Source organism: Stenotrophomonas sp. 22LJNL06-5-1 (assembly GCF_056861455.1).
The window spans coordinates 220,640-246,264 of the sequence record NZ_JBSPUE010000007.1 but is presented as its reverse complement, the minus strand read 5'-3'; the positions used below and the strand labels follow the sequence as shown (position 1 = coordinate 246,264).

Genomic DNA, 25,625 nt, shown 5'->3' with positions numbered 1-25,625 from the left:
CGCGGTGGGTAGATGCCGACCCTGGTCGGCGCCCGGGTGTGTGCCAACCAAGGTTGGCAGCTACCAGAGCGGTCAATCGGTAGCGCCGGGCCATGCCCGGCGGCCTTCACGCCACCCTGCGACAAAGTGAAGCAGCGCGTCACCCGGTCGCATCCCACCTTAACGAAATCCTCCTAAAGTGGTCCGGTATCCCACCGGTCACAGGCAGGAGGCGTCCCTTGGACGCGTTGTTGTTGTCGCGGATCCAGTTCGGATTCGTCATCAGTTTCCACGTGCTGTTCCCCGCCTTCACCATTGGCACGGCGAGCTGGCTGGCCTTCATCGAATGGCGTTGGCTGCGCACGAAGTTGCCCGTGTGGCGCGAGCTGTATTTCTTCTGGCAGAAGATCTTCGCGGTGTCGTTCGGCATGGGCGTGGTCAGCGGCATCGTAATGGCCTTCCAGTTCGGCACCAACTGGCCGCGGCTGAGCGAGGTGGCCGGCACGGTCATCGGCCCGCTGTTGACCTACGAGGTGCTGACCGCGTTCTTCCTGGAAGCCAGCTTCCTCGGCGTGATGATGTTCGGCTGGGGCCGGGTCTCGCCGCGCCTGCATTTCTTCTCCACCTGCATGGTGGCGCTGGGCACGCTGTTCTCCACGTTCTGGATCCTGTCGTCCAACAGCTGGCTGCATACGCCGGCCGGCTACGAGATGGTCAACGGCATCGTGCATCCGGTCGACTGGTGGCAGGTGGTGTTCAATCCGTCCTTCCCGTACCGGCTGGCGCACATGGCGCTGGGTTCGTTCATCACCACCTGTTTCGTGATCGGTGGCGTGGGTGCGTGGTACCTGCGCAAGGGCACGCACGTGGAAGCGGGTCGGCGCATGCTGATCGCGGCGGTGGCGTTCGCCGCACTGACCGTGCCGGTGCAGATCTTTGTCGGCGACATGCATGGCCTGAACACGCTCAAGCACCAGCCGATGAAGATCGCGGCGATGGAAGCGCACTGGCATGAAACCAGGGAAGGCGAAGGCGTGCCGCTGGTGGTGTTCGCGCTGCCGAACGAAAAGGAAGAGCGCAACGACTTCGAGGTGGCCATTCCCAAGCTCGGCAGCGTAATCCTTACCCACAGCCTGGACGGCACCTTCGATCCGCTCACCTCGGTACCCGCAAGCGAACGGCCGCCGGTGACGCCGGTGTTCTTCGCCTTCCGCATCATGGTCGGGCTGGGCACGTTGATGCTGGTGCTGGCCTGGGTGTCGGCCTTCCAGTTGTGGCGGAAGAAGCTGCTGGATTCGCCGTGGCTGCTGCGTGGCTGGAACTGGATGCTGCCCAGCGGTTTCATCGCGCTGCTGTCGGGTTGGTTCGTTACCGAGATGGGGCGCCAGCCGTGGGTGGTGTATGGCGTGCTGCGCACCGCTGATGCAGTGGGCCCGCAGAGTGCGTGGATGACGGCGTTGTCGCTGGGCGTCTACGTGGTCGGCTACGCCTTCGTGTTCGGCTGGGGCATCTGGTATCTGGTGAAGATCCTGCGCCATGGGCCGCAGCCGTACGCCGAGGGGCCGTCGCTGGACCATGGCAGCCATACCCCGGCGCGCCCGCTGTCGGCCGCCGACGAACCGCTGGAGGAGCGCTGACATGGACCTGATGACCTGGCTGCCGGTGGCGTGGTTCGCGGTGATCGGCTTCGGCGTGCTGATGTATGTGGTGCTGGATGGCTTCGTGCTGGGCATCGGCATCCTCGCCCCGTTCGCCGAGGACGAGGAACAGCTGGACCTGATGATGAACACCGCCGCGCCGATCTGGGACGGCAACGAGACCTGGCTGGTGCTCGGTGGCGCCGGCCTGCTGGCGGCGTTCCCGAAGGCGTATGCGGTGCTGCTGTCGGCACTGTACCTGCCGGTGCTGCTGCTGGTGGTGGCGCTGGTGTTCCGCGGCGTGGCGTTCGAATTCCGCTTCAAAGCACATCGTTCGCGCCGGTTGTGGAGCGTGGCGTTCGGCCTCGGTTCGCTGCTGGCTACGTTTGCCCAGGGCGTGATCCTCGGCACCCTGGTGCAGGGCATCCCGCCGGTGGACGGTGTCTATCAGGGCGGGCCGTTTGCCTGGTTCAGCCCGTTCGCGATGCTGACCGGCGCCGCGCTGGTGGCCGGCTATGCGCTGCTGGGCAGCACCTGGCTGATCCTGAAGACCGAAGGGCGCGTGCAGGCGCTGGCGCGGCAGATGACCCGGCCGCTGGTGGTGGCGGTGATCGCGGCGATGGGCCTTGTGAGCAGCTGGCTGCCGTTCCTCGATTCGCGGTTGATGGATCGCTGGTTCAGCGACGGCAACTTCTGGTGGCTGTCGCCGGTGCCTTTGCTGACCCTGGCGGTGGCTGCCGCGCTGTGGCGCAGCGCGACCCATCCGCGCCGCGACCTGCCGCCGTTCCTGCTCAGCCTGGCCCTGTTCGTGCTCGGCTTCCTCGGCCTGGTGCTGGGCATGTGGCCCTACCTGCTGCCGCCGTCGATGACGCTGTGGCAGGCCGCCGCGCCGGCCTCCTCGCTGGGCTTCACCCTGGTCGGGCTGGTCATATTGCTGCCGGTCATCCTCGGCTATACGGCGTGGTCCTACCGGGTGTTCCGCGGCAAGGTGCACGCCGACACCGGTTACCACTGATCGATGGAAGACGGGGCCTGCCGTTGCCGGGCCCCGTGTTGGGGAATGTGAAACCTGCACACCCTGCGCGGGACGTGCTAGCGTGCGCTCCTTTCCGGCGGCCAGGGGGGCAGCCGGCGACGTCCTGGACGGACGCACGGCTGCAGGAACGGGGGGCCGCCGCGCGTCGCCGTAATGGCTCGTGCCTATCGTTCTCCCGTTGAAGCACCATCGCTAAATGATCGAATTCTCCATCGTCGACTGGGCCGCCTGGGCGCCCGGCCTGAGTGAGCGTAGCCAGTGGCTGGGCTGGGCCGATGCGCCGTACCTGCCGCACGGCGGGGACACGCCGGCGCTGGCCGAAGTGCCGGCGATGCAGCGCCGCCGCATCGAGCGGCTGGGTCGTATGGCGATCCAGGCCGCGTGCTGGTGCGAGGACGGGCAGGGTGCCGACAGTGATGTGCCGCTGGTGTTCGCCAGCCGCCACGGCGACGTGGCCCGTTCGATGGACCTGCTGGGCGCGCTGGTCGGCGACCAGCCGTTGTCGCCGACCGGATTCGGCCTGTCCGTGCACAACGCGATCGCCGCGCTGTATTCCATCGCCCGCGGCCACCGCGGCAACTACCTGGCGCTGGCGGCGGGCCAGGCCACGGTGGAGACGGCCTGCCTGGAGGCCGTCGGCCTGCTGGCCGACGGCGCCCGCGAGGTGCGGGTGGTGGTCTATGAGTCGCCGCTTCCTGAGATTTACGCGACGTTCGCCGACGAACCCGACCCGTTCTTTGCCTGGTGCTGGCGTTTGACCGCCCCGGCAGCGGGCCGGCCGACGCTGTCGCTGCAGTGGCAGCCGGCCGACGGCCAGGCCAGCACTGCGCCCGGCCTGCTGCCGCATGCGCTGGACCTGCACCGGTTCCTGTTGTCCGGCGCGCCGGCCCTGGAACACGTGGCCCACGGCCAGCGCTGGCGCTGGAGCCGCCGTGGCTGAGCTGCTGCGCCGCCTCGACCATGCCTGGCGGGTGTTTGGCACCGGCCTCAGCTTCGTCGCATTTGGCCTGGGCGGGCTGCTGCTCGGCGTTCTGGTGATGCCGGTACTGCTGCTGATGCGTGACCCGGTGGCGCGCCGCCGCCGCGCCCGGCGCGTGGTCCAGGTCGCGTTCGCCAGCCATCTGCGGCTGATGCGCGGGCTGGGGGTGATGACGTACGAGATCGAGGGCGGTGAGCGCCTGCAGCGCGACGGCCTGCTGGTGCTGGCCAACCACCCGACGCTGATCGACGTGGTCTGCCTGATCTCGCTGCTTCCCAACGCCGACTGCGTGGTCAAGCGGGCCGTGGCCTGCAACCCGTTCATGCGCGGTCCGGTGCGGGCCGCCGGCTACATCTCCAATGACGATGGCGCCGGCCTGGTCGATGACTGCGTGGCTGCGGTGCATGCCGGCGGCACCCTGGTGATCTTCCCGGAGGGCACCCGCAGCGTGCCAGGGCAGCCGCCGCGGCTGCAGCGCGGGGCCGCCAACATCGCTGTACGGGGCCGCCTCGACGTCACCCCGGTGCGGATCACCTGCAGCCCGCCGACGCTGACCAAGGGGCAGAAGTGGTATCGTGTCCCCTCACGTCGCTTTCACGTTCGGCTGCAGATCGGCGAAGATATCCCGATCGCGCCATTTCTGGCCGAAGACGACTCGCCAAGGGGGGATGCCTTGGCAGCCCGTCGCGTCACCGAGCACCTTTCTCGTTATTTCGACCTGTCTGGAGATCCGAACCGTGCAAGCACTTGAGCACGAGATCAAGGAATTGATCATTTCCTCCCTTTCGCTGGAGGACATCACGCCGGAGGACATCGATCCGACCGCGCCGCTGTTCGTCGAGGGCCTTGGCCTGGATTCGATCGACGCGCTGGAGCTGGGCCTGGCGCTGCAGAAGAAGTACGGTGTGAGCCTCTCGGCCGATTCGGAAGAAACCCGTCGCCATTTCTCCAGCGTGCGCGCGCTCGGCGAGTTCGTCGCCGCCCGCCAGTCGTAACGGTGCCAGGACCTGCCATGACCAAGAATGAACTGTTCGAACGCATCGTCAGCATCCTGACCGACAGCTTCGAGATCGAAACCGCCCGGATCACGCCCGAGGCCCGCCTGTACGACGACCTGGACATCGACAGCATCGATGCGGTGGACCTGATCGTGCAGCTCAAGCCGCTGCTCGGCCGCAACCTGCAGCCGGAAGCGTTCAAGGCCGTGCGTACCGTGCAGGACATCGTCGATGTGGTGCACAGGCTGCTGCCGGACCAGGCAGCCGCCTGACCGCAGCGCCGGCGGCTCCACCATGGCACGCGCACGCACGGTCGTGGTGGCTGCGATCTCGCTGGCCTACCCGGTGCTGGTGTACCTGGCGATGGGCCGCTTCGAGCCACGCTGGCTGTCGCTGCTGCTGTTCACCCTGGCCCTGCTGCGCGCGCTGAGTACGCGCCAGCCGCTGTGGTGGGCCGCGGCTGCGGGCACCGGCCTGCTGGCGGTGCTGGCCACCGTGCTCAACCAGGCCCTGCCGCTGAAGCTGTACCCGGCGCTGGTCAACGCAGTGATGCTGGCGGTGTTCGGCACCAGCCTGCGTTTCGGCCCGCCGCTGGTGGAACGCCTGGCACGGCTGCAGGAACCGGACCTGCCTGCGTTCGCGGTGGCCTATACCCGCCGCGTCACCCAGGTGTGGTGCGGGTTCTTCGTTCTCAACGGCAGCCTGGCCCTGCTGACCGCGCTGTATGCGTCGGACCGGGTCTGGATGCTCTACAACGGATTGTTGGCGTACGTGATGATGGGCGTGCTGTTTGCAGGTGAGTGGCTGGTGCGGCGGCGGGTGAAGGCGGCGCACGCGCATGGCTGAGTGGATTGCCCTGGACCGGCTGCTGCTGGAGGCGCGGCCGCATCGAAGCGTTGGCGTCTGCGATGGCGAGGTGATCGACCACGCCCGCTTCCGCCAGCGCGTGCTGGCCTGGCGCGCCGCATTTGGGGCCGCCGAAGGCCGTGACTGGGCCCTGTATTTCGATGATGCCGTGGCCTTTGCCGCTGCGTTGTTCGGTGCCTGGCATGCCGGCAAGCGAGTGTTCCTGGCCGCCGACAACCTGCCGGCCACGCTGCAGGCGCTGCAGCCGCAGGTGAGCGGTTTCGCAGGCGACGTGTCCGCCGATTACCGCCCGCTGGCGGCGCTGGACGCTGCACTGGACGACGGACTGCAGGCGCTGGACGAGCGCGCCTGCGAACTGTGCGTGTTCACCTCCGGCAGTACCGGTCAGCCGAGCGCGATCGGCAAGCGCCTGGACCAGCTGGCGCGCGAGGTGGATGCGCTGCAGGCTGCGTTCGGCGCGCAGATGGAAGGCGTGCAGGTGCATGGCACGGTGTCCCACCAGCACATCTACGGCCTGCTGTTCCGCGTGCTGTGGCCGCTGGCCGCCGGCCGCCTGATCCATCCACGCCGGTTCTTCCATGAAGACCTGGTGGGCGCGCTGGCCGGTACCGACACGGTGCTGGTGGCCACCCCGGCCCACCTCAAGCGCCTGCCCGAGCAGCTCGACTGGGCCAGCCTGCATGGCCGCCTGCGCGCGGTGTTCTCCTCCGGTGGCCCGCTGCCGGAAGACGCCGCACGCCAGGTGCGGCAGTGGCTGGGCGTGGCACCGACCGAGGTCTATGGCAGCAGCGAGACCGGTGGTATCGCCTGGCGCCGCTGGGATACGGATCTGCCGCCGTGGCAGCCGCTGCCGGGCGTGCAGTGGCGCATCGAGGATGGCTGCCTGGCGGTGGCCTCCGCGCATCTGGAAACCCCGGATTGGTGGCGTACCCAGGACCGCGTTGAAGCGTTGGCCGACGGCCACTTCCGCCTGCTGGGCCGTGCTGACCGCATCGTCAAGATCGAAGAACGCCGCGTTTCGCTGGATGCACTGGAACGCGCGCTGCGCGAAGACGCCGAAGTGGACGACGTGCGCGTGCTGGTCCTGTCTGGCCAGCGCGAGCAGCTGGCCGCCGTGGTGGTACCGGCCGACCCGGCACTGCTGGAGGGCGGTGACGCCGCGCGCCGCGCGCTGGGCCAACGCCTCGGCGCGCGCCTGGCACATGCGCATGACGCGGTGACCCGGCCGCGCCGTTGGCGGCTGCTGCCGGCGCTGCCGATCAACGCACAGGGCAAGGTCACCCAGGCGGCACTGGCAGCGCTGTTCCAGCCGCTGATGCCGGTGCCGGTCTGGGACCGCCGCGATGCTGCCAGCGCCACGCTGCGCATGACCCTCGACCCGGCGCTGCGGCCGTTCCAGGGTCATTTCCCGCAGGCGGCGATCCTGCCCGGCGTGGCGCAGCTGGACTGGGCGGTGCGTTTCGGCCGCCAGGTGTTCGCGATGCCGGCAGCGTTCCTGCGCATGGATGCGGTGAAGTTCCAGCATGTGGCCCGACCGGGCGATGAGCTGACCCTGCAGCTGGACTGGGATGCTGCACGCAGCGTGCTGGCCTTCCGTTACACCTCCAGCCACGGTGTGCATGCCAGCGGCAAAGTGGTCTTCGCCGATGCGGACTGATCCGGCCGTTGCCGGTGCCGCGTTCGCGCCACTGGTGGTGATTCCCGTCTACGACCACGAGCACGCCATCGCGGCGGTGGTCGACGGCGTGCAGGCCGCTGGCCTGCCGTGCCTGCTGGTCGACGATGGCTCGCATGAGGCGTGCGCGACTGCACTGCGTTCACTGGCGCAGCGCCAGGGCGTCGACCTGCTGCGCCTGGACATCAACCAGGGCAAGGGCGGGGCGATGCTGGCCGGTTTCGCCGAAGCCGGTGTGCGTGGCTACAGCCACGCGCTGCAGATCGATGCCGACGGCCAGCACGATACCGCTGACCTGCCACGCTTCATCGAAGCAGCGCGCGCCCATCCCGAGGCGGTGATCTGCGGCATCCCGGCCTACGACGCCAGTGTTCCGAAGGCGCGCCTGTACGGCCGCTACGCGACCCATATCTGGGTCTGGATCAACACACTGTCGCTGCACCTGCGCGACACCATGTGCGGCTTCCGCGTGTATCCGCTGCCGCCGGTGCTGCGCCTGATCGGTGAAGAGACCATCGGCCACCGCATGGATTTCGATACCGAGGTGATGGTGCGCCTGTACTGGCGACAGCTGCCGGTCGAGCACCTGGCCACGCGCGTGACCTATCCCGCCGATGGCGTGTCGCACTTCGATGTGTGGCGTGACAACGTGCGCATCAGCCGCATGCATACCCGCCTGTTCTTCGGCATGCTCTGGCGCGCACCGCGCCTGCTGTGGCGCCGCCTGCGGGGGCAGTGCTGAGATGGCGGCCGCGCAGGGTGCCCCGCACTGGGCCGACATCGGCGAATCGACGTCGGTGGCCGGCGTGCTGTTCCTGTGCTGGGTGCACCGCTGGTTCGGGCGCTGGCCGTTCCGCCTGTGCGTGTGGCCGGTGGTGGCCTGCCATTGGCTGGGCAACCGTGTCGGTCGCCAGGCTTCAATGCAGTACCTGCAGCGCCTGCAGGCGCACAGCGGCGCGCTCGGCCGTGCGCCGACCCGGCGCGACAGCCTGCGCCACTTCTTCGCCTTCGCCGACACGATGCTGGACAAGATCCTCGGCCTGGGCGGGCGCTATCCGGCCGAACGCATCCACCTGCATCGCGACCTGGTGCTGGAGAAGATCGCGCGCCGCGAGGGCGGGCTGATCCTGACCGCGCACATCGGCTGCCTGGAACTGTGCCAGGTGCTGGCCGAACAGGTGCCGGGGTTCCGCATCACCGTGCTGGTGCACACCGCGCATGCGCAGCGCTTCAATCGCCTGCTGCAGCGGCTGGATCCGCTGGCGGCGGTGGAACTGGTGCAGGTGACCGAAATGGGGCCGGCCACGGCAGTGATGCTGGCCGAGCGCGTGGCGGCGGGTGGCTTCGTCGCCATCGTCGGCGACCGCACGCCGGTGCAGGGCGGACGCAGCGTCACCGCCGATTTCCTTGGCCACCGCGCCCCGTTCCCGATCGGCGCCTATGTGCTCGCCGCCGCACTGGGCTGCCCGGTCTACACCATGGCCTGCCTGCACCAGGGCGAGGGCTACCGCGTGGCATTTGAACAGTTCGCCGAACGCATCGTGCTGCCGCGTGGCTCACGCGATGCGGCACTGGCCGAACAGGCGCAGCGCTTCGCGCGCTGGCTGGAACTCCAGGTCATCCAGTCCCCGTTGGACTGGTTCAATTTCTTCCCCTTCTGGGATCAGGCTCCGCATGACGACTGACGCCGTACCCGTGTGCCGCTTTGGCGATGCACCGTTGACCATCGAAGACGTGGTTGCCCTGGCCCAGCGCCAGTGCGAGGCCGCACTGAGCGACGCGCCGGCGTTCCGCGTGCACATCCAGCGTGGTGCCGACTTCCTCGACCGCCTGCTGTGCGAGGATGGCGTGATCTACGGTGTGACCACCGGCTATGGCGACTCGTGCACGGTGAATATTCCGCCGGCGCTGGTGGCCGAGCTGCCGCACCATCTGTACACCTACCATGGCTGCGGCCTGGGTCGTTACCTGGACCCGGTCGAGACCCGTGCGGTGCTGGCCGCGCGCCTGGCGTCGCTGGTGCGCGGCATGTCCGGCGTCAGCGTGCCGCTGCTGGAAGGCCTGGCCACGCTGCTGCAGCACGACGTGCTGCCGATGATTCCGGCCGAAGGTTCGGTCGGTGCCAGTGGCGACCTGACGCCGCTGTCGTACGTGGCGGCGGTGCTGTGCGGCGAGCGCGAGGTGCTGCACGACGGCCGCGTGCAGCCGGCGGCGGATGTGCTGGCAAAGATCGGCATGACCCCGCTGAAGCTGCGGCCGAAGGAAGGCCTGGCGATCATGAACGGCACCGCGGTGATGACCGGCCTGGCCTGCCTGGCCTGGCAGCGCGCCGATTACCTGGCACGCATGGCCACGCGCCTGACTGCGTTCAACGTGCTGGCCAGCGATGGCAACGCGCACCACTTCGACGAAACCCTGTTCGCGGCCAAGCCGCACCCGGGCCAGGGCCGCATCGCCGCGCGCCTGCGCAGTGACCTGCACAGCGAGCGCCCGCCGCGCAATGAACAGCGCCTGCAGGACCGCTATTCGCTGCGCTGCGCGCCGCATGTGATCGGCGTGCTGGAGGACAGCCTGCCGTTCCTGCGCCAGCTGATCGAAACCGAACTGAACAGCGCCAACGACAACCCGCTGATCGACGCCGACGGCGAGCGCATCCTGCATGGCGGCCACTTCTACGGGGGCCACATCGCGCTGGCGATGGACACCTTGAAGAACACCGTGGCCAACGTTGCCGACCTGCTCGACCGGCAGCTGGCCCTGGTGGTCGATGCCCGCTACAACCATGGCCTGCCGGCCAACCTGTCGGCGGCCACCGGCCCGCGCGCGGCCATCAACCATGGCCTGAAGGCACTGCAGATCAGCGTGTCGGCCTGGACCGCCGAAGCGCTGAAGCAGACCATGCCGGCCAGCGTGTTCTCGCGTTCCACCGAATGCCACAACCAGGACAAGGTCAGCATGGGCACCATCGCCGCGCGCGACTGCCTGCGCGTGATCGAGCTGACTGAACAGGTGGTGGCCGCGATGCTCATCGCCGCCCGCCAGGGCCTGGCCCTGCGTGAACGGGTTGGCCTGAACGCGCAGCTGCATGGCAGTCTGGCCGGCATGTACGCCGACCTGGGGCAGCGCATCGCCCTGGTTGAAGAGGACCGCGCGCTGGATCGCGAACTGCGGGAACTGCTGGTGGAGATCCGCGCGCAACGTTGGGAGCTGTATGCCGGTGAATGAGGCTATCGAACGGGTTGGCGAGATTGCGTTGACGCCCGCCTTCCATGACTGCGATCCGATGAACGTGGTCTGGCATGGCAACTACTTCAAGTACTTCGAAATCGCGCGCTGCGCGCTGCTCGGGCGCTACGACTACGACTATCCGCAGATGCTCGAATCGGGCTACCTGTGGCCGGTGGTCGATGCACGGGTGAAGTATGTGCGCCCGCTGCTGTTCAACCAGGCGCTGCGCGTGATCGCGCGCATCGTGGAATGGGAGAACCGGCTGAAGATCGAGTACGAAATTCTCGATGCGCAGAGCGGCCAGGTATTGACCCGTGCGATGACCATCCAGGTCGCGGTGGACGCGGCCAGCAAGGAAATGCTGTACCAGTGCCCGCCGGTACTGTGGGAACGCCTGGGAGTGCCTGCGCCATGAACCGAGCGAACCGTTTCGCGCGTGCGCTGCTGTGCGCGCTGCTGCTGGTGGCCGCACCACTGGTGCAGGCGGCCGATCCTGCCATCGATGCGATTACCCAGGCGGTGGCGCGGCCGGATGTGCTGCGTGGCCAGTTCAGCCAGGAAAAGCAGGTCAGCGGCTTCAAGAATCCGCTGCGTTCGCAGGGCCGGTTCGTGGTCGCGCGCCAGCACGGCGTGATCTGGACCACGCTCAAGCCGTTCCCCTCGGAAGTGGTGGTCACCGCCGACCGCATCCTCAGCCGCCAGCGTGATGGCAGCACCCGCGTCGAACTGGACGCGCGGCAGCAGCCGGCGATGCGTTCGGTGAACGCGATCATGTTCGCGCTGATGAGTGGCGACGTGCAGGCACTGTCCAGCCAGTTCAACGTGGCGGCCAGCCGTGAAGGGCAGGGCTGGCGGCTGCGCCTGACGCCGAAGTCGGCGATGCTGGCCAAGGCTTTCGAATCGCTGACCCTGCAGGGCGACCGCTACGTGCGCCAAGTCGAGATCGTCGAGGCCAACAAGGATCGCACGCAGATCCAGTTCAGCGCGTTGAGCGAGGCGCCGGCCACTCTCAATGCCGACGAGGCCCGCCGCTTTGAGTGAGGCCGTGGCATCGAACGCACCGGACCGGTTGCGGCGCTGGTGGCACTGGCTGGGCATTGCCTGGCTGCTGGTGCTGCTGGTGATGGGCGCGCAGCAGTGGCGCCTGTGGAGCCAGCAATCGCGGATCGACACCGACATCCTCGCCCTGCTGCCGCAGGATGCGCACGACCGCCTGTTGAGCGACGTCACCCGGCGCATCGCCGATGGCAGTTCGCGGCAGGTGGTGGTGCTGCTCGGCAGCAAGGACAGCGCGGCCGCCAAGCGTGCGCAGGCGGCCTTTGCGGCGGCCATGGCCAAGGACGCCGACCACGCCTTGCTGGTACCCAGCGGCTCGATCGAAGGCTGGTTTGACGAGGCGCGCGCGTTCTACGCGCCGTACCGCGACCGCCTGCTGACGCCGGTCCAGCGCGAGCAGCTGCAGGGCAGCGAACCGGGCGCGTTGGCCGAGCAGGCGTTGGCCGCGCTGTACGGCCCGATGGGTGCGCCGCGATTGACTGAATGGCGCCAGGATCCGTTGTCGCTGTGGCCGCAGTGGTGGCAGCAGCAGGCGCAGGGTTCGGGCCTGCGGTTGGGCGATGACGGCCTGCTTGAAGCCGAGGGCAGGCATTGGGCCGTGCTGCAGTTCGATACGCCCGGCTCGGCGTTCCAGCTGGATGGCGAGCGCCATCTCGATGGCCTGCTGGAACGTGCCGGGCAGGCCGCCACGGCGGCGGCGCCGGAGCTGGAAATCCTGCACGCGGGCGTGCCGCTGCATGCCGAGGCCGCCGCGGTGCAGGCCAACCAGGAGATCAACACCATCGGTTGGGGGTCGCTGGCGGCGGTGCTGCTGCTGGTGTGGCTGGCATTCCGCTCGCTGCGGCCGATCCTGCTGGTCGCCGCCTCGCTGCTGATCGGCTGTGGCGTGGCGCTGGCGGTGACCGTGCTGGTGTTCGGCAAGGTGCACGTGCTGACCCTGGTGTTTGGTGCGTCGCTGGTAGGTGTGGCCGAGGATTACGGCATTCACTGGTTCGCCTCGCGCCAGGCCGAACCGGCCGATCGCCGCTGGAAACTGCTGCGGCATCTGCTGCCCGGCCTGTGGCTGGCCCTGCTGACCAGTGCGCTGGCCTACCTGGCGCTGGGCCTGGCCCCGTTCCCGGGCCTGCGCCAGATGGCATTGTTCTCGGTGGTCGGCCTGGCCGCTGCTTTCCTTACGGTGATCTTCTGGTTCCCGTGGCTGGATGGCGGTGAGATCCGCCAGACCCGTTTCTCGCAGTGGCTGGGCAACACGCTGGAGCGCTTCCCGCGCCTGCATGGCCGCCGCGCGGTGACGATGTTCGTGGTGATCACGCTGGCGCTGTCTGCCATCGGCATCGCCCGCCTGCAGAGCAATGACGACCTGCGCAGCCTGCAGTCCTCGCCGCCGGCGTTGATGGCGCAGCAGATCCGCCTGAGCCAGCTGCTGGGCATGCCCAGCCCGGCGCAGTTCTACCTGGTGCAGGGTGCCGATGCCGCGCAGCTGCTGCAGCGCGAGGAAGCACTGACCGAGCGCCTGCGTGTATTGGCCACCGACAAGCGCATTGGTGGCTATCGCGCGATCAGCGATTGGCTGCCGTCGCCGGCGCGCCAGCAGGCCGATGCCGCGCTGACCGCGAAGGTGGAACCCGGCGTGCTGTCGGCCGTGGCCGAGGCCGTGGGCGAGCCGCTGCAGCGACCGCAGTTCGCCGCCGCGCCGCTCACCGCCGAAGCCTTCCTGGCCTCGCCGGCGTCGCAGCCGTTCCGCCACCTGTGGGTGGGCGGGGTCGGCGGGCAGATGATCAGCGTGGTGATGGTCGATGACCTGTCGCGCGCCGACGCGCTGTCCACCCTGCAGGGCGCGGCCGAAGGCCTGCCCGGTGTGCGCTGGGTGGATCGCACCGCCGACTTCTCCACGTTGCTGGGCCACTACCGCAAGCTGATGGGCGGGCTGCTGCTGGTCGGCATCGCGCTGGTGTTCGGCGCGCTGTGGCTGCGCTACCGCCGCCAGGCCTGGCGCGTGTTCGCGCCGACCCTGATTGCCGGTGCATTGACCCTGGGCCTGCTGGGCCTGTTCGGCCAGCCGCTGCAGCTGTTCAACGTGCTGGCGTTGATGCTGCTGCTGGGCATGGGCATCGACTACGGCATCTTCCTGATCGAGCACCGTGGCGATGCCAGCGCCTGGCTGGCGGTGTGCGTGGGCGCGGCCAGCACCTGGCTGTCGTTCGGCCTGCTGGGCCTGTCGCAGACCCCGGCGCTGCGCGCGTTCGGCCTGACCCTGCTGTTCGGCATCGGCCTGGTCTGGCTGATCTCGCCGTTGTTCCGGCCGCCGCCGCATGACCTGCCGCCAGCCTGAACCTGTCTTCCGACTTCCTTCTTTCCACCTGATCGAGCAACAAGGACGCACCGATGAATACTGCTGTGGATGCTGTCGAACGTACTGAGATCCTGATCATCGGCGCCGGCCCGGCCGGCTCCGTGGCTGCGGCGATGCTGCGCCAGCAGGGCCGCCAGGTGCTGATGCTGGAGCGCCAGCAGTTTCCGCGCTTCTCCATCGGCGAAAGCCTGCTGCCGCAGAGCATGGAATACATCGAGGCCGCCGGCCTGCTGCAGGACGTGGTCGAAGCGGGCTTCCAGCACAAGAACGGCGCCGCCTTCGTGCATGGCGAGGCGCGCACCGCGTTCGATTTCAGGAAGAAGTTCTCGCCAGGCTGGGGCACCACCTACCAGGTGCAGCGCGCCGACTTCGACAACGTGCTGGCACGCGGTGCCGAGCGCATGGGCACCACGCTGCGCTTCGGCGACGAAGTGCTGTCGGTCGAAGCGGGCGAGCAGCCGGCGGTGGCCGTGCGCCGCCCGGATGGCAGCGAATACCGCATCGAGGCCGATTTCATCCTCGACGCATCGGGCTTCGCGCGCCTGCTGCCGCGCCTGCTGCAGCTGGAATCGCCGTCCAACTTCCCTGTGCGCGGCGCGATCTTCTGCCACGTGCGCGACAACATTCCGGCTGAAGCGGACTTCGACCGCAACAAGATCCTGATCACCACCCACCCCGAACACATCGACGTCTGGTACTGGACGATCCCGTTCTCCAACGGCTGCTGCTCGCTGGGCGTGGTTGCCGAACCGTCGTTCTTCGAACGCTACGAGGGCGACGACCTGCGGAAGCTGCAGGCCATCGTCGGCGAGGACCCCAACCTGACCCGCCTGCTGGCCAACGCCGAATGGGCGGTGCTGCCGGTGCGCCGCATCACTGGCTACTCGGCCAACGTCAGTTCGCTGTGGGGCCCGGGCTACGCCCTGCTGGGCAATGCCGGCGAGTTCCTCGACCCGGTGTTCTCCTCCGGCGTCACCATCGCCTTCAAGTCCGCGCAGCTGGCCAGCGAATGCCTGGCGCGCCGCTATGCCGGTGAAACCGTCGACTGGGAAGCTGAATTCTCGATCCCGCTGCGTGCCGGCGTGAAGACCTTCCGCCGCTTCGTCGAAAGCTGGTACGAGGGCGGCTTCCAGAAGATCATCTACCACCCGCAGCAGCAGCCCGAAGTGCGCGACATGATCAGTTCCATCCTGGCCGGCTACGCCTGGGACACCAACAACCCGTATGTGGCCGACGAAAGCGGCCGCCGCATGCGCGTGCTGGAGCAGCTGTGCAGCGCCTGATCGCCCGTACCGCGACCGTGCTGCTGTGCCTGCTGCTGGCCGCCTGTGCCGGCCGCATGCCCAAGCCATTGGTGGAACTGCCGCCGCTGCGCCTGTCGCCGGCCAGCCTGCCGGCGCCGCTGGCATTGCAGCAGCAGCTGCATTTCCGTTTCGGCAGCCATGAGCGCGACCTCGATGCGCTGCTGGAAGCCGATGCGCAGCAGGTGCAGCTGGCGGTGCAGGCGATGGGCCAGACCGGCGTGCGCCTGCAGTGGGACGGCCAGCAGCTGACCCAGCAGCGCGCGCCGTGGCTGCCGCCGCAGGTACGTGCCGAGCGTGTGCTGGATGACCTGCAGTTCGCGCTGTGGCCGACCGCGGCCATCGCCGCCGCGCTGCCGGCCGGCTGGGAGGTCAGCGACGACGGCCAGCAGCGCCGCCTGTCGCGTGGCGGCACGGTGTGGCTGCAGCTGCAGCGCCTGGACGATGGCAGCGTGCAGCTGGACAACCGTGCCGAAGGCTATGCGCTGCGCATCGAATCGATCGACATGGCCGGGCAGGACCGATGAGTGCACCGATCTACCTGAACGACCTGGGCGTGGTCTGCGCGCTCGGCGATGGCCGCGCCGCGGTCGCGTCGGCGATGTTCGCCGATGTGCCGGGCGGGCTCAGCGACAACGACAGCCTGTTGCCGGGGCGCACCCTGGCGTTGGGGGAAGTACGCACGCCGCTGCCGGCGCTGGATGACCTGCCAGTGGCCCTGCGCGGGCGCAACAACGCCCTGCTGGACGTGGCGCTGGCGCAGATCGCACCGGCGGTGGCCGCCGCGATCGCCCGCCACGGTGCCGAGCGCGTGGCGGTGGTGCTGGGCACCAGCACCTCGGGCATTGGTGAATCCGAGCAGGCATTGCGCAGCCACGCCGAACAGGGCCAGTGGCCGCAGGGCTTCGATTATGCCCAGCAGGAAATGGGCACCGCCGCGCAGTTCGTGCGCCAGCGCAGTGGCGCACAGGGGCCGGCATGGACCCTGTCCACGGCGTGTTCGTCCAGCGCCAAGGCGCTGATGTCGGCCGCGCGCATGCTGCGTGCCGGCATCGTTGATGCGGTGATTGCCGGCGGTGCCGATTCGCTGTGCCGCTTCACGGTGGCCGGCTTCAGCGCACTGGAATCGGTGTCGGCCCTGCGCTGCAATCCATTCTCGCAGCACCGCTCCGGCATCAACATCGGCGAGGGCGCCGCGCTGTTCCTGCTCACCCGCGAGCCCGGCCCGGTGTGCCTGGCGGGGTGGGGCGAATCGGCCGACGCCCACCACATGTCCGCCCCCGACCCGCAGGGGATGGGGGCCATCGACGCCCTGCAGCAGGCGCTGCTGCGCGCCGGCTGGGGCGCCGACGAAGTGGATTACGTGAACCTGCATGGCACCGCCACCGGGCACAACGATGCGATGGAAAGCCTGGCGGTCTCGCAGGTGCTGGGCCACAGCGTGCCAGCCAGTTCGACCAAGCCGCTGACCGGCCACACGCTGGGTGCCTCGGGCGCGATCGAGGCCGCGCTGTGCTGGATCCTGCTGGCCGAGAACCCGCAGCAGCAGCTGCCGCCGCACTGGTGGGACGGCGTGGCCGACCCCGCGCTGCCGGTGTTGCCGCTGGTCGCACCGGCCACCCGGCTGGCGCAGGCGCCGCGGCGGGTGCTGAGCAATTCGTTCGCCTTCGGCGGCAGCAATGCCGTGCTGGCGCTGGAGCGCCGATGAACACCTTGTACGCAATCGAAGACGTGGTGCCGCACCGCCAGGACATGTGCCTGCTGGAGCGCATCACGCAGTGGGACCAGGACACCCTCGAGGCCGAACTGGTGGTGCCCGAATCCGGCCTGTTCGTGGAGAACGGCGAAGTGCCGGCGTGGGTCGGCATCGAATACATGGCGCAGGCCATCGCGGCCTGGGCCGGCTGCCGTGCGCGTGCGGCCGGCAAGCCGCCGCAGCTGGGCTTCCTGCTCGGCAGCCGCCGCTACAGCAGCGCGCGCAGCAGCTTCCCCAGTGGTTCGCGGCTGCGCGTACAGGCGCGCTGCGAGCTGTTGGGTGACAATGGATTGGGGATGTTCGCCTGCCGCATCCTGGCAGGTGAGGACGAATGGGCGACAGCCAACGTGTCGGTGTTCGAACCGGCCGACGCGATGGCCTATCTGGAGAGTGGACAGGCATGACAGGGAATCGAAGCGTGCTGGTGACCGGCGCCAGCCGGGGCATCGGCCGGGCCATCGCGCTGCGCATCGCGCGTGATGGCTTCGACGTGGTGGTGCATTGCCGCAGCCGCCTGGAAGAAGCACAGGCCGTGGTGGCCGAGATCCAGGCCTTGGGCCAGCAGGCCCGCGTGCTGGCGTTCGACGTGGCCGACCGCGAGGCCGCACGGGCCGCGCTGGAGGCCGATGTCGAAGCGCACGGCGCGTACTACGGCGTGGTCTGCAATGCCGGCATCGCCCGTGATGGCGCCTTCCCGGCACTGTCGGCGGAGGATTGGGACCAGGTCATCCACACCAACCTGGATGGCTTCTACAACGTGCTGCATCCGCTGATCATGCCGATGGTGCGGCGGCGCAAGCCGGGCCGCATTGTCACCCTGTCGTCGGTGTCCGGACTGGCCGGCAACCGCGGCCAGGTCAACTACAGTGCCGCCAAGGCCGGCATCATCGGTGCCACCAAGGCCCTGGCGCTCGAACTGGCCAGCCGCCAGATCACCGTCAACTGCGTGGCCCCGGGCCTGATCGAGACCGAAATGCTCAACGATGAAGTGATCGAACACGCGCTCAAGCTGATTCCCGCCGGCCGCGTCGGTCGTCCCGACGAAGTGGCGGCGACGGTGGCGTTCCTGCTGTCCGAGCCGGCCGGCTACATCACCCGCCAGGCCATCTCGGTGAACGGGGGCATGCTCTGATGGCCGCCGATCGTCGCGTGGTGGTTACCGGTGCGGCCGCCATCAGTCCGCTCGGCCACGACTGGCCGACCATCGAGGCGCACCTGCGCAGCTGCCGCAACGCGGTGCGCGCGATGCCCGAGTGGGACGTCTATGCCGGGCTGAACACCAAGCTGGCCGCGCCGGCGCAGGACTTCGAGCTGCCGCCGAACTACAACCGCAAGACCACCCGCTCGATGGGCAAGGTCGCGATCATGTCGGTACGCGCCACCGAAGTGGCGCTGCGCGAAGCCGGCCTGCATGAGCACCCGGTGCTGCGCAGCGGGCGGACGGGCGTGGCCTACGGATCGTCCTCGGGCAGCCATGAGGCCACCGGCGAATTCGGGCGCATGCTCAACGAATTCACCACCGAAGGCATCAGTGCCACCACCTACCTGAAGATGATGAGCCATACCGCGCCGGTCAATATCGGTGTGTTCTTTGGTTTGTCCGGGCGCGTCTACACCACCTCCAGCGCCTGCACCTCGGGCAGCCAGGGCGTGGGCGCAGCCTATGAAGCGATCCGCAGCGGCAAGCAGACGGTGATGGTGGCCGGCGGTGCCGAGCAGCTCGATGCCACCGCCGCGGCGGTGTTCGACACCCTGTTCGCCACCAGCGTGCGCAACGATGCGCCGCAGACCACGCCGCGCCCGTTCGATGCCGGCCGCGATGGCCTGGTGCTGGGCGAGGGTGCCTGCACGCTGATCCTGGAAGACCTGGAGCACGCGCAGGCGCGCGGTGCCACCATTCTTGCCGAGGTGGTCGGCTACGGCACCAACAGCGACGGCCAGCACGTCACCCAGCCCAGCGCCGACACCATGGCCCAGGCCATGCGCCTGGCGCTGGAGGATGCGGGCCTGGAGGCGGCGCAGATCGACTACGTCAACGCCCACGGCACCGCCACCGATCACGGCGACATCGCCGAGACCCAGGCCACCGTGCAGGTGTTCGGCAGCCGCATGCCGATCAGCTCGCTGAAGAGCTACGTCGGCCACATGCTGGGCGCCTGTGGTGCGTTCGAGGCCTGGATGAGCATCGAGATGATGCGTGCCGGCTGGTTTGCGCCCACCCTGAACCTGGCCGAGGTCGATCCACGCTGCGGCCAGCTCGACTTCATCACTGGGCAGGGCCGCGAACTGCAGGCCGAGTACGTGATGAGCAACAACTTCGCCTTCGGCGGCATCAACACCTCGCTGGTGTTCCGCCGCTGGCGCGAGTGATCCACCGCCCCACCGCCGCTGTTCCCGCAACCTACCCGCACCCTCGACAAGGAGATGTTCCGATGCGCCGCACCCTGATGATCGCCACGGCCACCGCACTGCTGGCCCTGGCCTCCACCGCTTCTGCCCGCGATACCCGCGTGGAGCAGTCCCTGCAGGAACTGGTCAGTTCGCAGGCTGCCAAGGACGCCGGCATCGACGGCAGCGTCCGTTTCTACCTGGCCGGCCAGCCGGTCAGCGTGCAGCAGCGCCTGGGCGAAGACGTGACCAACAAGAAGACCAACGCCGCCAACAAGAGCGATGCCGAAGCCTGCCGCTGGGTCGCGCTGTCGGCGCTGCGCGCGCTGCAGGACGGTGCCAAGTCGCGCGGCGCCAACGCCGTGGTCGACATCGTCAGCTACTACAAGAAGAACGAGTTCAAGAGCAGCACCAACTACGAATGCTATGCCGGTGCGATCCTCGCCGGTGTCGCGCTGAAGGGCACCTACGCCAAGGTCAAGTAAGCGCCTGCGTGGTGGCGGCTGTGGCTGAACGCCGCCGCCACATTGCTGAACCCCGCCGGGGAAACGCCGTCGATCGCGCCGCCATCGTCGGCTGACGGCTTTCCCCGGTGTCGGCTTTCCGACACAATCATGGCTCTTCCCGGGTTATCGTCCCGCGGACATGCACGCCTACGTCTATAAAAGCCAACTCAAGCCGGACACCTACGTCTACGTTCCCCGTCGCGATGATTTCAGCGCGCTGCCTGCGCCGCTGCTCACTTCGCTGGGGACGCTCGCCTTCGTCCTGGAAGTGGCCCTGGATGCCCAGCGCCGCCTGGCCCAGGCCGATCCGGAAAAGGTCCGCAGCGAAATGAGCGAGCGCGGGTTCTACCTGCAGGTGCCGCCGTCGGTGGCCAGCCTGATGCCGCGCCACTATGACTGACACGTCCCGTCCGCGCGCCCTGTCGATCGCCTTCGCCGTGGGCGCCGTGCTGGCGCTGGGCGCCGCCGTGGGCGGCGTTCCAGGCGCCATCCTTGCCGCACTGGCACAGCCGGCGTTCGCGCTGGCGGTGTCGTGGTGGCGGCGCAGCCGCGCGTTGCTGCCGCTGAAGGTGGTTGCGCGCCAGGACCTGCCGGCGCTGCTGGCGTTGTGGGCCGCCGCCCCGCTGCTGCTGGCGCTGCTGCTGGCCTGGCCGCTGGCGGCGCTGCGTGACAGCGGCAGCCTGGCCGCGGTGCTGGGCCTGAGCGTGCTGGTCAGTGCGGGCCTGCTGGCGGCCTGGCGCACCTGGCCGCTGTGGAACGACGTTGAACGCCTGGATGGCAGCCTGGCCCAGCATTGGCAGGCGCTGGCCGGACGCGACCTGACCGCCTGGCGCGGCCTCGGTGTCGCCGCGCTGGTGATCGCGCTGGCCGCGCTGGTGGTGCTGCCGGCCTGGCCGGGCCTGCTGCCGGAAAGCGCACGCTGGCCCGCCGCGCTGGCGGTGGTGCTGCTGTCTCCCGTGCTGCACCTGCTGCTGCAGCGGGTCGCGCCGGCACCGCTGGTGTCGCTGCGCGCGAGCCCGTTGGCCACCGCCAGCAACGAGCACGAGCCAATGTTCGCCGCCGCGGCAGAAACCGCGCCGCTGGAGGCGATGGCACCGCAGGAGCTGACCCCGGCACTGTATGAAGCCGCCCGCCATGGCCGCATCGACCGGGGCCTGCAGCTGCTGCAGGCCGGTGCCGATCCGTATGCGCTGCCGGACCCGAACTGGCGCGACCAGCGCAGCCTGGCAGTGCTGGCGGCGGTGCTGCCGGACTTGCGCCTGCTGCGTGAACTGATCGCCCGCGGCGTCGATGTGAATGCGCCGCACCGGGGCATGACCCCGCTGCTGGCCGCCACCCGCGACAGCTGGCACGGCCGCCCCGAAGCGGTGATGACCCTGCTCGCCAACGGTGCCGATTCGCGTGCCATCGACAGCGATGGCAACACCCCGCTGCACCATGCCGCGCGCAGTTCCGACCCGGGCGTGGCCGCACTGCTGCGCGATGCCGCCGCCGAAGTCGATGCATTGAACAACGAAGGCTGGTCGCCGCTGGCCGTGGCCTGCCAGGTCGGCAACTGGCGCCTGGCCCGCTTCCTGCTCGAACGCGGTGCGCGCAGCGAACCGGCCGAGGGCACGCCGGTGCTGTTGGCCGCCGCTGCCACCGAAGATGACGATCCGGCCGGTGTGCAGCTGCTGCTCAAGCACAAGGCGCGCGCCGACGCCCGCGATCGCCAGCGCCGCAGCGCGCTGCACGAGGCGGCGCTGGCTGGCCACGTGGAGATCATCGGCGTGCTGCTCGGTGCCGGAGCCAATCTGGAAGCGCGCGATGCACTGGGCCGCACGCCATGGCTGGAAGCGGCCCGTGCCGGTCGCGCCGCCGTGGTCGAACATCTGCTGCCGCACAAGCCGGACCTGGTCGCGGTGGACGGCGAAGGCCGCAACGCGGTGCAGCTGGCGGCGATGGCCGAGGATGTCTCGCCGCTGCTGATCAAGCGCCTGGTCGAACTGGGCATCGCCGCCGATGCCGCTGATCCGGTCGGTCGCCGTGCGGTGGACTACGCCGCCGAAGCCGGCCGCTGGGCGATCGTGGCCCTGCTGGACCCTTCCTACCCGTTGCCGGCCGCCGTCAGTGATGGCCTGGCCGAGCGCGGCGAAGCCGCCAGCGCCAGTGGCCTGCTGCCGGACCGTCCGCCGTTGACCCTGCTGCGCGAAGCGCTGGGCTTCGGCAACACCGAAGGCATGGCCGCGCTGGCCAGGCTGTGCCAGCCGGAAGAACTGGGTGGCCTGCTGCTCGATCCGGAACTGGCGCTGGAGCCGCGTGCGGTCGATTGGCTGCTGACCCATGGTGCCGATCCCTACGTGCGTGACGCCTGCTCTGACACGCCGATGTTCGCTCTGCTGTCGCGTGGCATCGATGCGGTGCCGGCGCTGCAGGTGATGCTGCAGCGTGGCCTGTCACCGGCCGGACGCGGTGGCCTGGCGCGTTTCCTGGCGGCCTGTGCGCAGCACGACCAGGCCGCCCGTGGCCTGGAACAGCTGGCGCTGGAACTGCTGGAACGTGGCGCCGATCCGTTCGCAGCTTCGCCGGCCGGTGATCCGCCGTTGTCGCTGGCGGTGCGCCTGGGCTGGCTGCGCCTGCAGCAGGCCCTGCTCAAGGCCGGTGTCGATCGTGAAGCGCGCGACAGCCATGGCATGACCGCATTGCATCTGGCCACCGCCTTGGCCCGCGAAGGCGCGCTGAAGCTGCTGGTGCAGCACGGTGCCTCGCCGGAAGCCCGTGCCGCCGACGGCCAGACGCCGCTGGGCGTGGCGCTGTCGATCGGTCGCCGTGATCTGGCCGACTGGCTCGACTGGCGGGTATGGCCGTTGCCGCGCCGCACCCTGCGCGAGGCCGATCTGCCCGCCGCCGCGATGGCCGGTGATGTGGATGCGGTGCGCCGCCTGATCGATCTGGGCTTCGCCGTCGACGCGGTCGACGCACAGGGCTGCACCGCGTTGCTGCGCGCCGCCGGTGGTGGCCATCTGGCGGTGACCGACCTGCTGCTGGCGCGTGGCGCCGATCCGCAGCACGCGGCGGCCAGCGGTGCTACGCCGCTGTCGGCGGCGGTCAGCATGCGCCAGGTGGATATCGTCTCGGCCCTGCTCGACGCCGGCGCCAAGCTGGAACACCGCCTGCCGGGCGGCGTGACCGTGCTGATGCTGGCCTCGGCGCTGGGCCTGCCGGACATCGTCGCGCGCCTGCTCACCGCCGGTGCCGACGTGCATGCCGGTGACGCGCAGCAGCTGGGCCCGCTGCACTGCGCCGCGCTGTACGGTTTCAGTGCCCGCGACCGCTCGCGCCTGCTGGCCCTGCTCGACACCCTGCTGCTGGCCGGTGCCGAACCGGACCAGGCCGCCGCCGGTTCGGTGACGCCGCTGCTGCTGTTGCTGGGCGCGCGCGCCGAGCCGGGTACCGCCTGCGACGAGCAGGTGGTGATGGCGGCGGTGGAGCGCCTGTTGGACGAGGACGTCAGCCTGGACGTGCGTGATCCGCGCGGCTTCGGCCCGCTGCACCTGGCCGCGCTGCATGGCCTGCCGCTGCTGGTGCAGCGCCTGCTGCGTGCCGGTGCCGATCCGGAAGTGCGCGACAGCCTCAACCGCAGCCCACGCGAGATCGCGGTGATGCGCGGCTTCATCGACGTGGCCGGCGAGTTCGAACCGCGCGTGCCGGGCGTATCGTCGATGGCGCGGTTCCTGCGCGACAACGGCTGAGCCGAGGTCTGCGACATCCACGCATGGCGTGGATCTACGGCCGCAATCTGTGGTGGGTGCCGACCGTTGGTCGGCACGCCTACTTGCCGTCGCTTTCCGCGTCGGCCTCGAACAGATGCATCAGGTCGTTGCGTGCGTCGCGCGAGGTCTGGATCACCGCCGCCTCGTCGTCGTACACCAGGTACTGGTCGCGCAGCAGCTGCTCATCGTGCTCACGGAAGCGCTGCACGTGGCGTTCGGCCACGTCCGGTGCCACGCCCAATGCAGTCAGCACGCGCCCGCTCATCTCCAGGCTGGTGCCGAACACTTCGCGGAACGGCTCGGCCGACATGTCCATCAGGCGCCACGCATGCTGGCGGTTGCGTGCACGCGCCAGCACCTTCGCGTCCGGGTACAGCCGGCGCACCATGCGCACCGCGCGCAGGTTGGTCTCCGGGTCGTCCACGGTGATCACGAACACATCGATGTGCTCGCCGCCGGCCGCACGCAGCATCTCCGGCCGGGTCGGGTCGCCGTAGTACAGCTGGTTGCCGAAGCGGCGCAGGTCGGCCACGGTGTCCGGATTCGCTTCCAGCGCCACGAACGGCACCTTCTGCGCGGTCAGCAGGCGCGCGATCACCTGGCCGAAGCGGCCCATGCCGGCGATCAGCACCTTGGGCCGGTTGTCCGGCGCCACCTTGTCGGCCTCGGCGGCCTGGCGCGGTGCGACCTTCTCCTGACCGAGCAGCTTGAGCAGCGCGATCATCAGCAGCGGCGTAATCGCCATCGACAGGCCGACGATGGCCACCAGTCGGTCATGGTTGGCGTTGCCCAGCAGGTGTGCGCGCTGCGCTTCGTTGAACACCACGAAGGCGAACTCGCCGCCCAGCCACAGCACGCTGCCCAGCAGCAGTGACTGTCGCGAACTGAGTTTGGCAATACGTCCGATCACGTACAGCAGGCTGAATTTGACCACCAGCAGGATCGCCACGCCGGCAGCGATCAGCCACGGCTCGGCGGCGATGCGGTCCAAGTCGATGCCCATGCCTACCGCGATGAAGAACAGGCCCAGCAGCAGCCCCTTGAACGGCTCGATCTGCGCTTCCAGTTCGTGCCGGAACTCCGAATCGGACAGCAGCACGCCAGCCAGGAACGCGCCCAGGCTGGGGCTGAGGCCGGCCTCCTGCATGAACCAGGCGGTGCCCAGCACCACCAGCAGTGCGGTCGCGGTGAATACTTCCGGGCTGCGGGTGCGCGCGATGATGCTGAACACCTTGCGCAGCACCGGGCGCCCGCACAGGATCACCACCGCCAGCGCGCCGAGGGCCACGGCGGCGTCTTCCCAGCGCAGGGTCTCGTTCTTCACCCCGCCCAGCAGCGGGATGGCCGCCAGCAGCGGAATCGCGATCAGGTCCTGGAACAGCAGGATGGCGAACCCGAGCCGGCCATGGTCGCTGTTGATCGCCTTGTGCTCGGACAGCAGCTGCAGGCCCACCGCGGTGGATGACAGCGCCAGCGCCACGCCCACCACCAGCGCGCTTTTCCATTGGAAGTGGTCAAGCAGCAGCAGGCCGCCCAGCACCAGCCCGGACAGCGCCACCTGTGCCGCACCGGCGCCAAATACCGAGCGCCGCATCACCTTCAGGCGTGCCGGCGACAGCTCCAGGCCGATCACGAACAGCAGCATCACCACGCCGATCTCGGCGGCACCGAGGATGCGGTCGGCGTCCTGCACGAAGCCCAGCCCGTCCGGGCCCAGCACCACACCGGCCGCCAGGTAGCCCAGCACCGCGCCGAAGCCGAACTTCTTGAACACCGGCACGGCGATGACCGCCGCCAGCAGCAGCACCAGGGCCAGTTCCAGACCACCGCTATGCATGGGAATACCTGGTCATCGGCGGAGCCCGCTGTGCGTCCATTCGGGTGGGAGAAGAGGTGGCGAGTGCCACCGCGTCATTATGCGCGCCGGCCTGTGTATGCACGAGAACAACCTGCCGGGCAGGTGCCCCGCGCGGGGCTGCCGGGTTGACCTGCATGGCCCACGGGTCCAGACTGCCCGCCGCTGGCGGCGCGTCCGTCGGCATACGCATCCCGGAGTCCCCAACCCATGTCCAGCGACAGTAGAAGTCGACCTCGTTCGACGCCAGCGATGGCCA

At 69.1% G+C, this 25,625-nt stretch carries 24 protein-coding genes; 23 read left to right on the top strand and 1 reads right to left on the bottom strand.

Annotated elements, in window-relative coordinates; genetic code table 11:
• The first annotated feature begins 218 nt into the window (after positions 1-218).
• From AC13GF_RS16190 to AC13GF_RS16080, 23 genes are all read left to right on the top strand, one after another.
• The gene (locus AC13GF_RS16190; protein ID WP_483005296.1) at positions 219-1,616 is read left to right on the top strand and encodes a cytochrome ubiquinol oxidase subunit I; all 1,398 of its coding nucleotides are present in this window, start codon (positions 219-221) and stop codon (positions 1,614-1,616) included.
• 1 nt (position 1,617) lies between these two features.
• The gene (cydB, locus tag AC13GF_RS16185; protein ID WP_483005295.1) at positions 1,618-2,631 is read left to right on the top strand and encodes a cytochrome d ubiquinol oxidase subunit II; all 1,014 of its coding nucleotides are present in this window, start codon (positions 1,618-1,620) and stop codon (positions 2,629-2,631) included.
• A 217-nt stretch (positions 2,632-2,848) separates the two neighbouring features.
• Positions 2,849-3,592: a beta-ketoacyl synthase chain length factor gene (locus AC13GF_RS16180; RefSeq protein WP_483005294.1), complete on the top strand. Its 744-nt coding sequence runs from the start codon at positions 2,849-2,851 to the stop codon at positions 3,590-3,592.
• Positions 3,585-4,382 (top strand): lysophospholipid acyltransferase family protein, encoded by a 798-nt coding sequence (locus AC13GF_RS16175; RefSeq protein ID WP_071228595.1) that lies wholly within the window; start codon positions 3,585-3,587, stop codon positions 4,380-4,382. Before AC13GF_RS16180 ends, AC13GF_RS16175 begins: the two co-directional genes overlap by 8 nt.
• A complete protein-coding gene (locus AC13GF_RS16170) occupies positions 4,369-4,626 on the top strand; it encodes a phosphopantetheine-binding protein (protein ID WP_005411610.1) in 258 nt (85 codons plus the stop codon). Before AC13GF_RS16175 ends, AC13GF_RS16170 begins: the two co-directional genes overlap by 14 nt.
• Positions 4,627-4,643: 17 nt before the next feature.
• Positions 4,644-4,901 (top strand): acyl carrier protein, encoded by a 258-nt coding sequence (locus tag AC13GF_RS16165; RefSeq protein ID WP_006402206.1) that lies wholly within the window; start codon positions 4,644-4,646, stop codon positions 4,899-4,901.
• 22 nt (positions 4,902-4,923) lie between these two features.
• Positions 4,924-5,475: a COG4648 family protein gene (locus tag AC13GF_RS16160; protein WP_010482325.1), complete on the top strand. Its 552-nt coding sequence runs from the start codon at positions 4,924-4,926 to the stop codon at positions 5,473-5,475.
• Positions 5,468-7,153, top strand: coding sequence for an ApeI family dehydratase (locus tag AC13GF_RS16155; protein ID WP_483005293.1), 1,686 nt, complete (start codon positions 5,468-5,470; stop codon positions 7,151-7,153). The genes AC13GF_RS16160 and AC13GF_RS16155 overlap by 8 nt, the downstream gene beginning before the upstream one ends.
• Positions 7,143-7,913: a glycosyltransferase family 2 protein gene (locus AC13GF_RS16150; protein ID WP_483005292.1), complete on the top strand. Its 771-nt coding sequence runs from the start codon at positions 7,143-7,145 to the stop codon at positions 7,911-7,913. The genes AC13GF_RS16155 and AC13GF_RS16150 overlap by 11 nt, the downstream gene beginning before the upstream one ends.
• 1 nt (position 7,914) lies before the next feature.
• Positions 7,915-8,856 (top strand): LpxL/LpxP family acyltransferase, encoded by a 942-nt coding sequence (locus AC13GF_RS16145; protein ID WP_483005291.1) that lies wholly within the window; start codon positions 7,915-7,917, stop codon positions 8,854-8,856.
• Complete coding sequence (locus AC13GF_RS16140; RefSeq protein WP_483005290.1) at positions 8,846-10,396, top strand: HAL/PAL/TAL family ammonia-lyase; 1,551 nt, start codon at positions 8,846-8,848, stop codon at positions 10,394-10,396. The genes AC13GF_RS16145 and AC13GF_RS16140 overlap by 11 nt, the downstream gene beginning before the upstream one ends.
• Positions 10,383-10,814, top strand: coding sequence for an acyl-CoA thioesterase (locus tag AC13GF_RS16135; RefSeq protein ID WP_126929826.1), 432 nt, complete (start codon positions 10,383-10,385; stop codon positions 10,812-10,814). Before AC13GF_RS16140 ends, AC13GF_RS16135 begins: the two co-directional genes overlap by 14 nt.
• Positions 10,811-11,440 (top strand): outer membrane lipoprotein carrier protein LolA, encoded by a 630-nt coding sequence (locus AC13GF_RS16130; RefSeq protein WP_165711138.1) that lies wholly within the window; start codon positions 10,811-10,813, stop codon positions 11,438-11,440. Before AC13GF_RS16135 ends, AC13GF_RS16130 begins: the two co-directional genes overlap by 4 nt.
• A complete protein-coding gene (locus AC13GF_RS16125) occupies positions 11,412-13,787 on the top strand; it encodes an MMPL family transporter (protein WP_483005289.1) in 2,376 nt (791 codons plus the stop codon). The genes AC13GF_RS16130 and AC13GF_RS16125 overlap by 29 nt, the downstream gene beginning before the upstream one ends.
• Before the next feature lie 53 nt (positions 13,788-13,840).
• Positions 13,841-15,091: an NAD(P)/FAD-dependent oxidoreductase gene (locus AC13GF_RS16120; protein WP_483005288.1), complete on the top strand. Its 1,251-nt coding sequence runs from the start codon at positions 13,841-13,843 to the stop codon at positions 15,089-15,091.
• Positions 15,079-15,636 carry a DUF3261 domain-containing protein gene (locus AC13GF_RS16115; RefSeq protein ID WP_483005287.1) on the top strand — a complete coding sequence of 186 codons (558 nt, stop codon included), beginning with the start codon at positions 15,079-15,081 and terminating at the stop codon, positions 15,634-15,636. Before AC13GF_RS16120 ends, AC13GF_RS16115 begins: the two co-directional genes overlap by 13 nt.
• The gene (locus AC13GF_RS16110; RefSeq protein ID WP_483005286.1) at positions 15,633-16,817 is read left to right on the top strand and encodes a beta-ketoacyl-ACP synthase; all 1,185 of its coding nucleotides are present in this window, start codon (positions 15,633-15,635) and stop codon (positions 16,815-16,817) included. Before AC13GF_RS16115 ends, AC13GF_RS16110 begins: the two co-directional genes overlap by 4 nt.
• Positions 16,814-17,269, top strand: a complete 456-nt coding sequence (locus AC13GF_RS16105; RefSeq protein ID WP_032129169.1) for a hotdog family protein — start codon at positions 16,814-16,816, stop codon at positions 17,267-17,269. The genes AC13GF_RS16110 and AC13GF_RS16105 overlap by 4 nt, the downstream gene beginning before the upstream one ends.
• Positions 17,266-17,997, top strand: a complete 732-nt coding sequence (locus tag AC13GF_RS16100; protein WP_483005285.1) for a 3-ketoacyl-ACP reductase FabG2 — start codon at positions 17,266-17,268, stop codon at positions 17,995-17,997. The genes AC13GF_RS16105 and AC13GF_RS16100 overlap by 4 nt, the downstream gene beginning before the upstream one ends.
• Positions 17,997-19,235 (top strand): beta-ketoacyl-ACP synthase, encoded by a 1,239-nt coding sequence (locus tag AC13GF_RS16095; protein ID WP_483005284.1) that lies wholly within the window; start codon positions 17,997-17,999, stop codon positions 19,233-19,235. Before AC13GF_RS16100 ends, AC13GF_RS16095 begins: the two co-directional genes overlap by 1 nt.
• A gap of 62 nt (positions 19,236-19,297) precedes the next feature.
• The gene (locus AC13GF_RS16090) at positions 19,298-19,738 is read left to right on the top strand and encodes a hypothetical protein (protein ID WP_010482305.1); all 441 of its coding nucleotides are present in this window, start codon (positions 19,298-19,300) and stop codon (positions 19,736-19,738) included.
• Between the two features lie 160 nt (positions 19,739-19,898).
• Positions 19,899-20,159 (top strand): YcgL domain-containing protein, encoded by a 261-nt coding sequence (locus tag AC13GF_RS16085; protein ID WP_014648833.1) that lies wholly within the window; start codon positions 19,899-19,901, stop codon positions 20,157-20,159.
• Positions 20,152-23,490: an ankyrin repeat domain-containing protein gene (locus AC13GF_RS16080; protein ID WP_483005283.1), complete on the top strand. Its 3,339-nt coding sequence runs from the start codon at positions 20,152-20,154 to the stop codon at positions 23,488-23,490. The genes AC13GF_RS16085 and AC13GF_RS16080 overlap by 8 nt, the downstream gene beginning before the upstream one ends.
• Before the next feature lie 79 nt (positions 23,491-23,569).
• Here the strand turns inward: AC13GF_RS16080 and AC13GF_RS16075 are convergent, their stop codons facing one another.
• Positions 23,570-25,348 carry a monovalent cation:proton antiporter-2 (CPA2) family protein gene (locus tag AC13GF_RS16075; RefSeq protein WP_483005282.1) on the bottom strand — a complete coding sequence of 593 codons (1,779 nt, stop codon included), beginning with the start codon at positions 25,346-25,348 and terminating at the stop codon, positions 23,570-23,572.
• Positions 25,349-25,625: the final 277 nt, after the last annotated feature.

Coding starts and splice junctions, on each gene's coding strand:
- cydB (WP_483005295.1), top strand. CDS start 1,618: ATGGACCTGATGACCTGGCTGCCGGTGGCGTGGTTCGCGGTGATCGGC.
- AC13GF_RS16180 (WP_483005294.1), top strand. CDS start 2,849: ATGATCGAATTCTCCATCGTCGACTGGGCCGCCTGGGCGCCCGGCCTG.
- AC13GF_RS16165 (WP_006402206.1), top strand. CDS start 4,644: ATGACCAAGAATGAACTGTTCGAACGCATCGTCAGCATCCTGACCGAC.
- AC13GF_RS16160 (WP_010482325.1), top strand. CDS start 4,924: ATGGCACGCGCACGCACGGTCGTGGTGGCTGCGATCTCGCTGGCCTAC.
- AC13GF_RS16155 (WP_483005293.1), top strand. CDS start 5,468: ATGGCTGAGTGGATTGCCCTGGACCGGCTGCTGCTGGAGGCGCGGCCG.
- AC13GF_RS16150 (WP_483005292.1), top strand. CDS start 7,143: ATGCGGACTGATCCGGCCGTTGCCGGTGCCGCGTTCGCGCCACTGGTG.
- AC13GF_RS16145 (WP_483005291.1), top strand. CDS start 7,915: ATGGCGGCCGCGCAGGGTGCCCCGCACTGGGCCGACATCGGCGAATCG.
- AC13GF_RS16140 (WP_483005290.1), top strand. CDS start 8,846: ATGACGACTGACGCCGTACCCGTGTGCCGCTTTGGCGATGCACCGTTG.
- AC13GF_RS16135 (WP_126929826.1), top strand. CDS start 10,383: ATGCCGGTGAATGAGGCTATCGAACGGGTTGGCGAGATTGCGTTGACG.
- AC13GF_RS16130 (WP_165711138.1), top strand. CDS start 10,811: ATGAACCGAGCGAACCGTTTCGCGCGTGCGCTGCTGTGCGCGCTGCTG.
- AC13GF_RS16125 (WP_483005289.1), top strand. CDS start 11,412: ATGCCGACGAGGCCCGCCGCTTTGAGTGAGGCCGTGGCATCGAACGCA.
- AC13GF_RS16120 (WP_483005288.1), top strand. CDS start 13,841: ATGAATACTGCTGTGGATGCTGTCGAACGTACTGAGATCCTGATCATC.
- AC13GF_RS16110 (WP_483005286.1), top strand. CDS start 15,633: ATGAGTGCACCGATCTACCTGAACGACCTGGGCGTGGTCTGCGCGCTC.
- AC13GF_RS16105 (WP_032129169.1), top strand. CDS start 16,814: ATGAACACCTTGTACGCAATCGAAGACGTGGTGCCGCACCGCCAGGAC.
- AC13GF_RS16100 (WP_483005285.1), top strand. CDS start 17,266: ATGACAGGGAATCGAAGCGTGCTGGTGACCGGCGCCAGCCGGGGCATC.
- AC13GF_RS16095 (WP_483005284.1), top strand. CDS start 17,997: ATGGCCGCCGATCGTCGCGTGGTGGTTACCGGTGCGGCCGCCATCAGT.
- AC13GF_RS16090 (WP_010482305.1), top strand. CDS start 19,298: ATGCGCCGCACCCTGATGATCGCCACGGCCACCGCACTGCTGGCCCTG.
- AC13GF_RS16085 (WP_014648833.1), top strand. CDS start 19,899: ATGCACGCCTACGTCTATAAAAGCCAACTCAAGCCGGACACCTACGTC.
- AC13GF_RS16080 (WP_483005283.1), top strand. CDS start 20,152: ATGACTGACACGTCCCGTCCGCGCGCCCTGTCGATCGCCTTCGCCGTG.
- AC13GF_RS16075 (WP_483005282.1), bottom strand. CDS start 25,348: ATGCATAGCGGTGGTCTGGAACTGGCCCTGGTGCTGCTGCTGGCGGCG.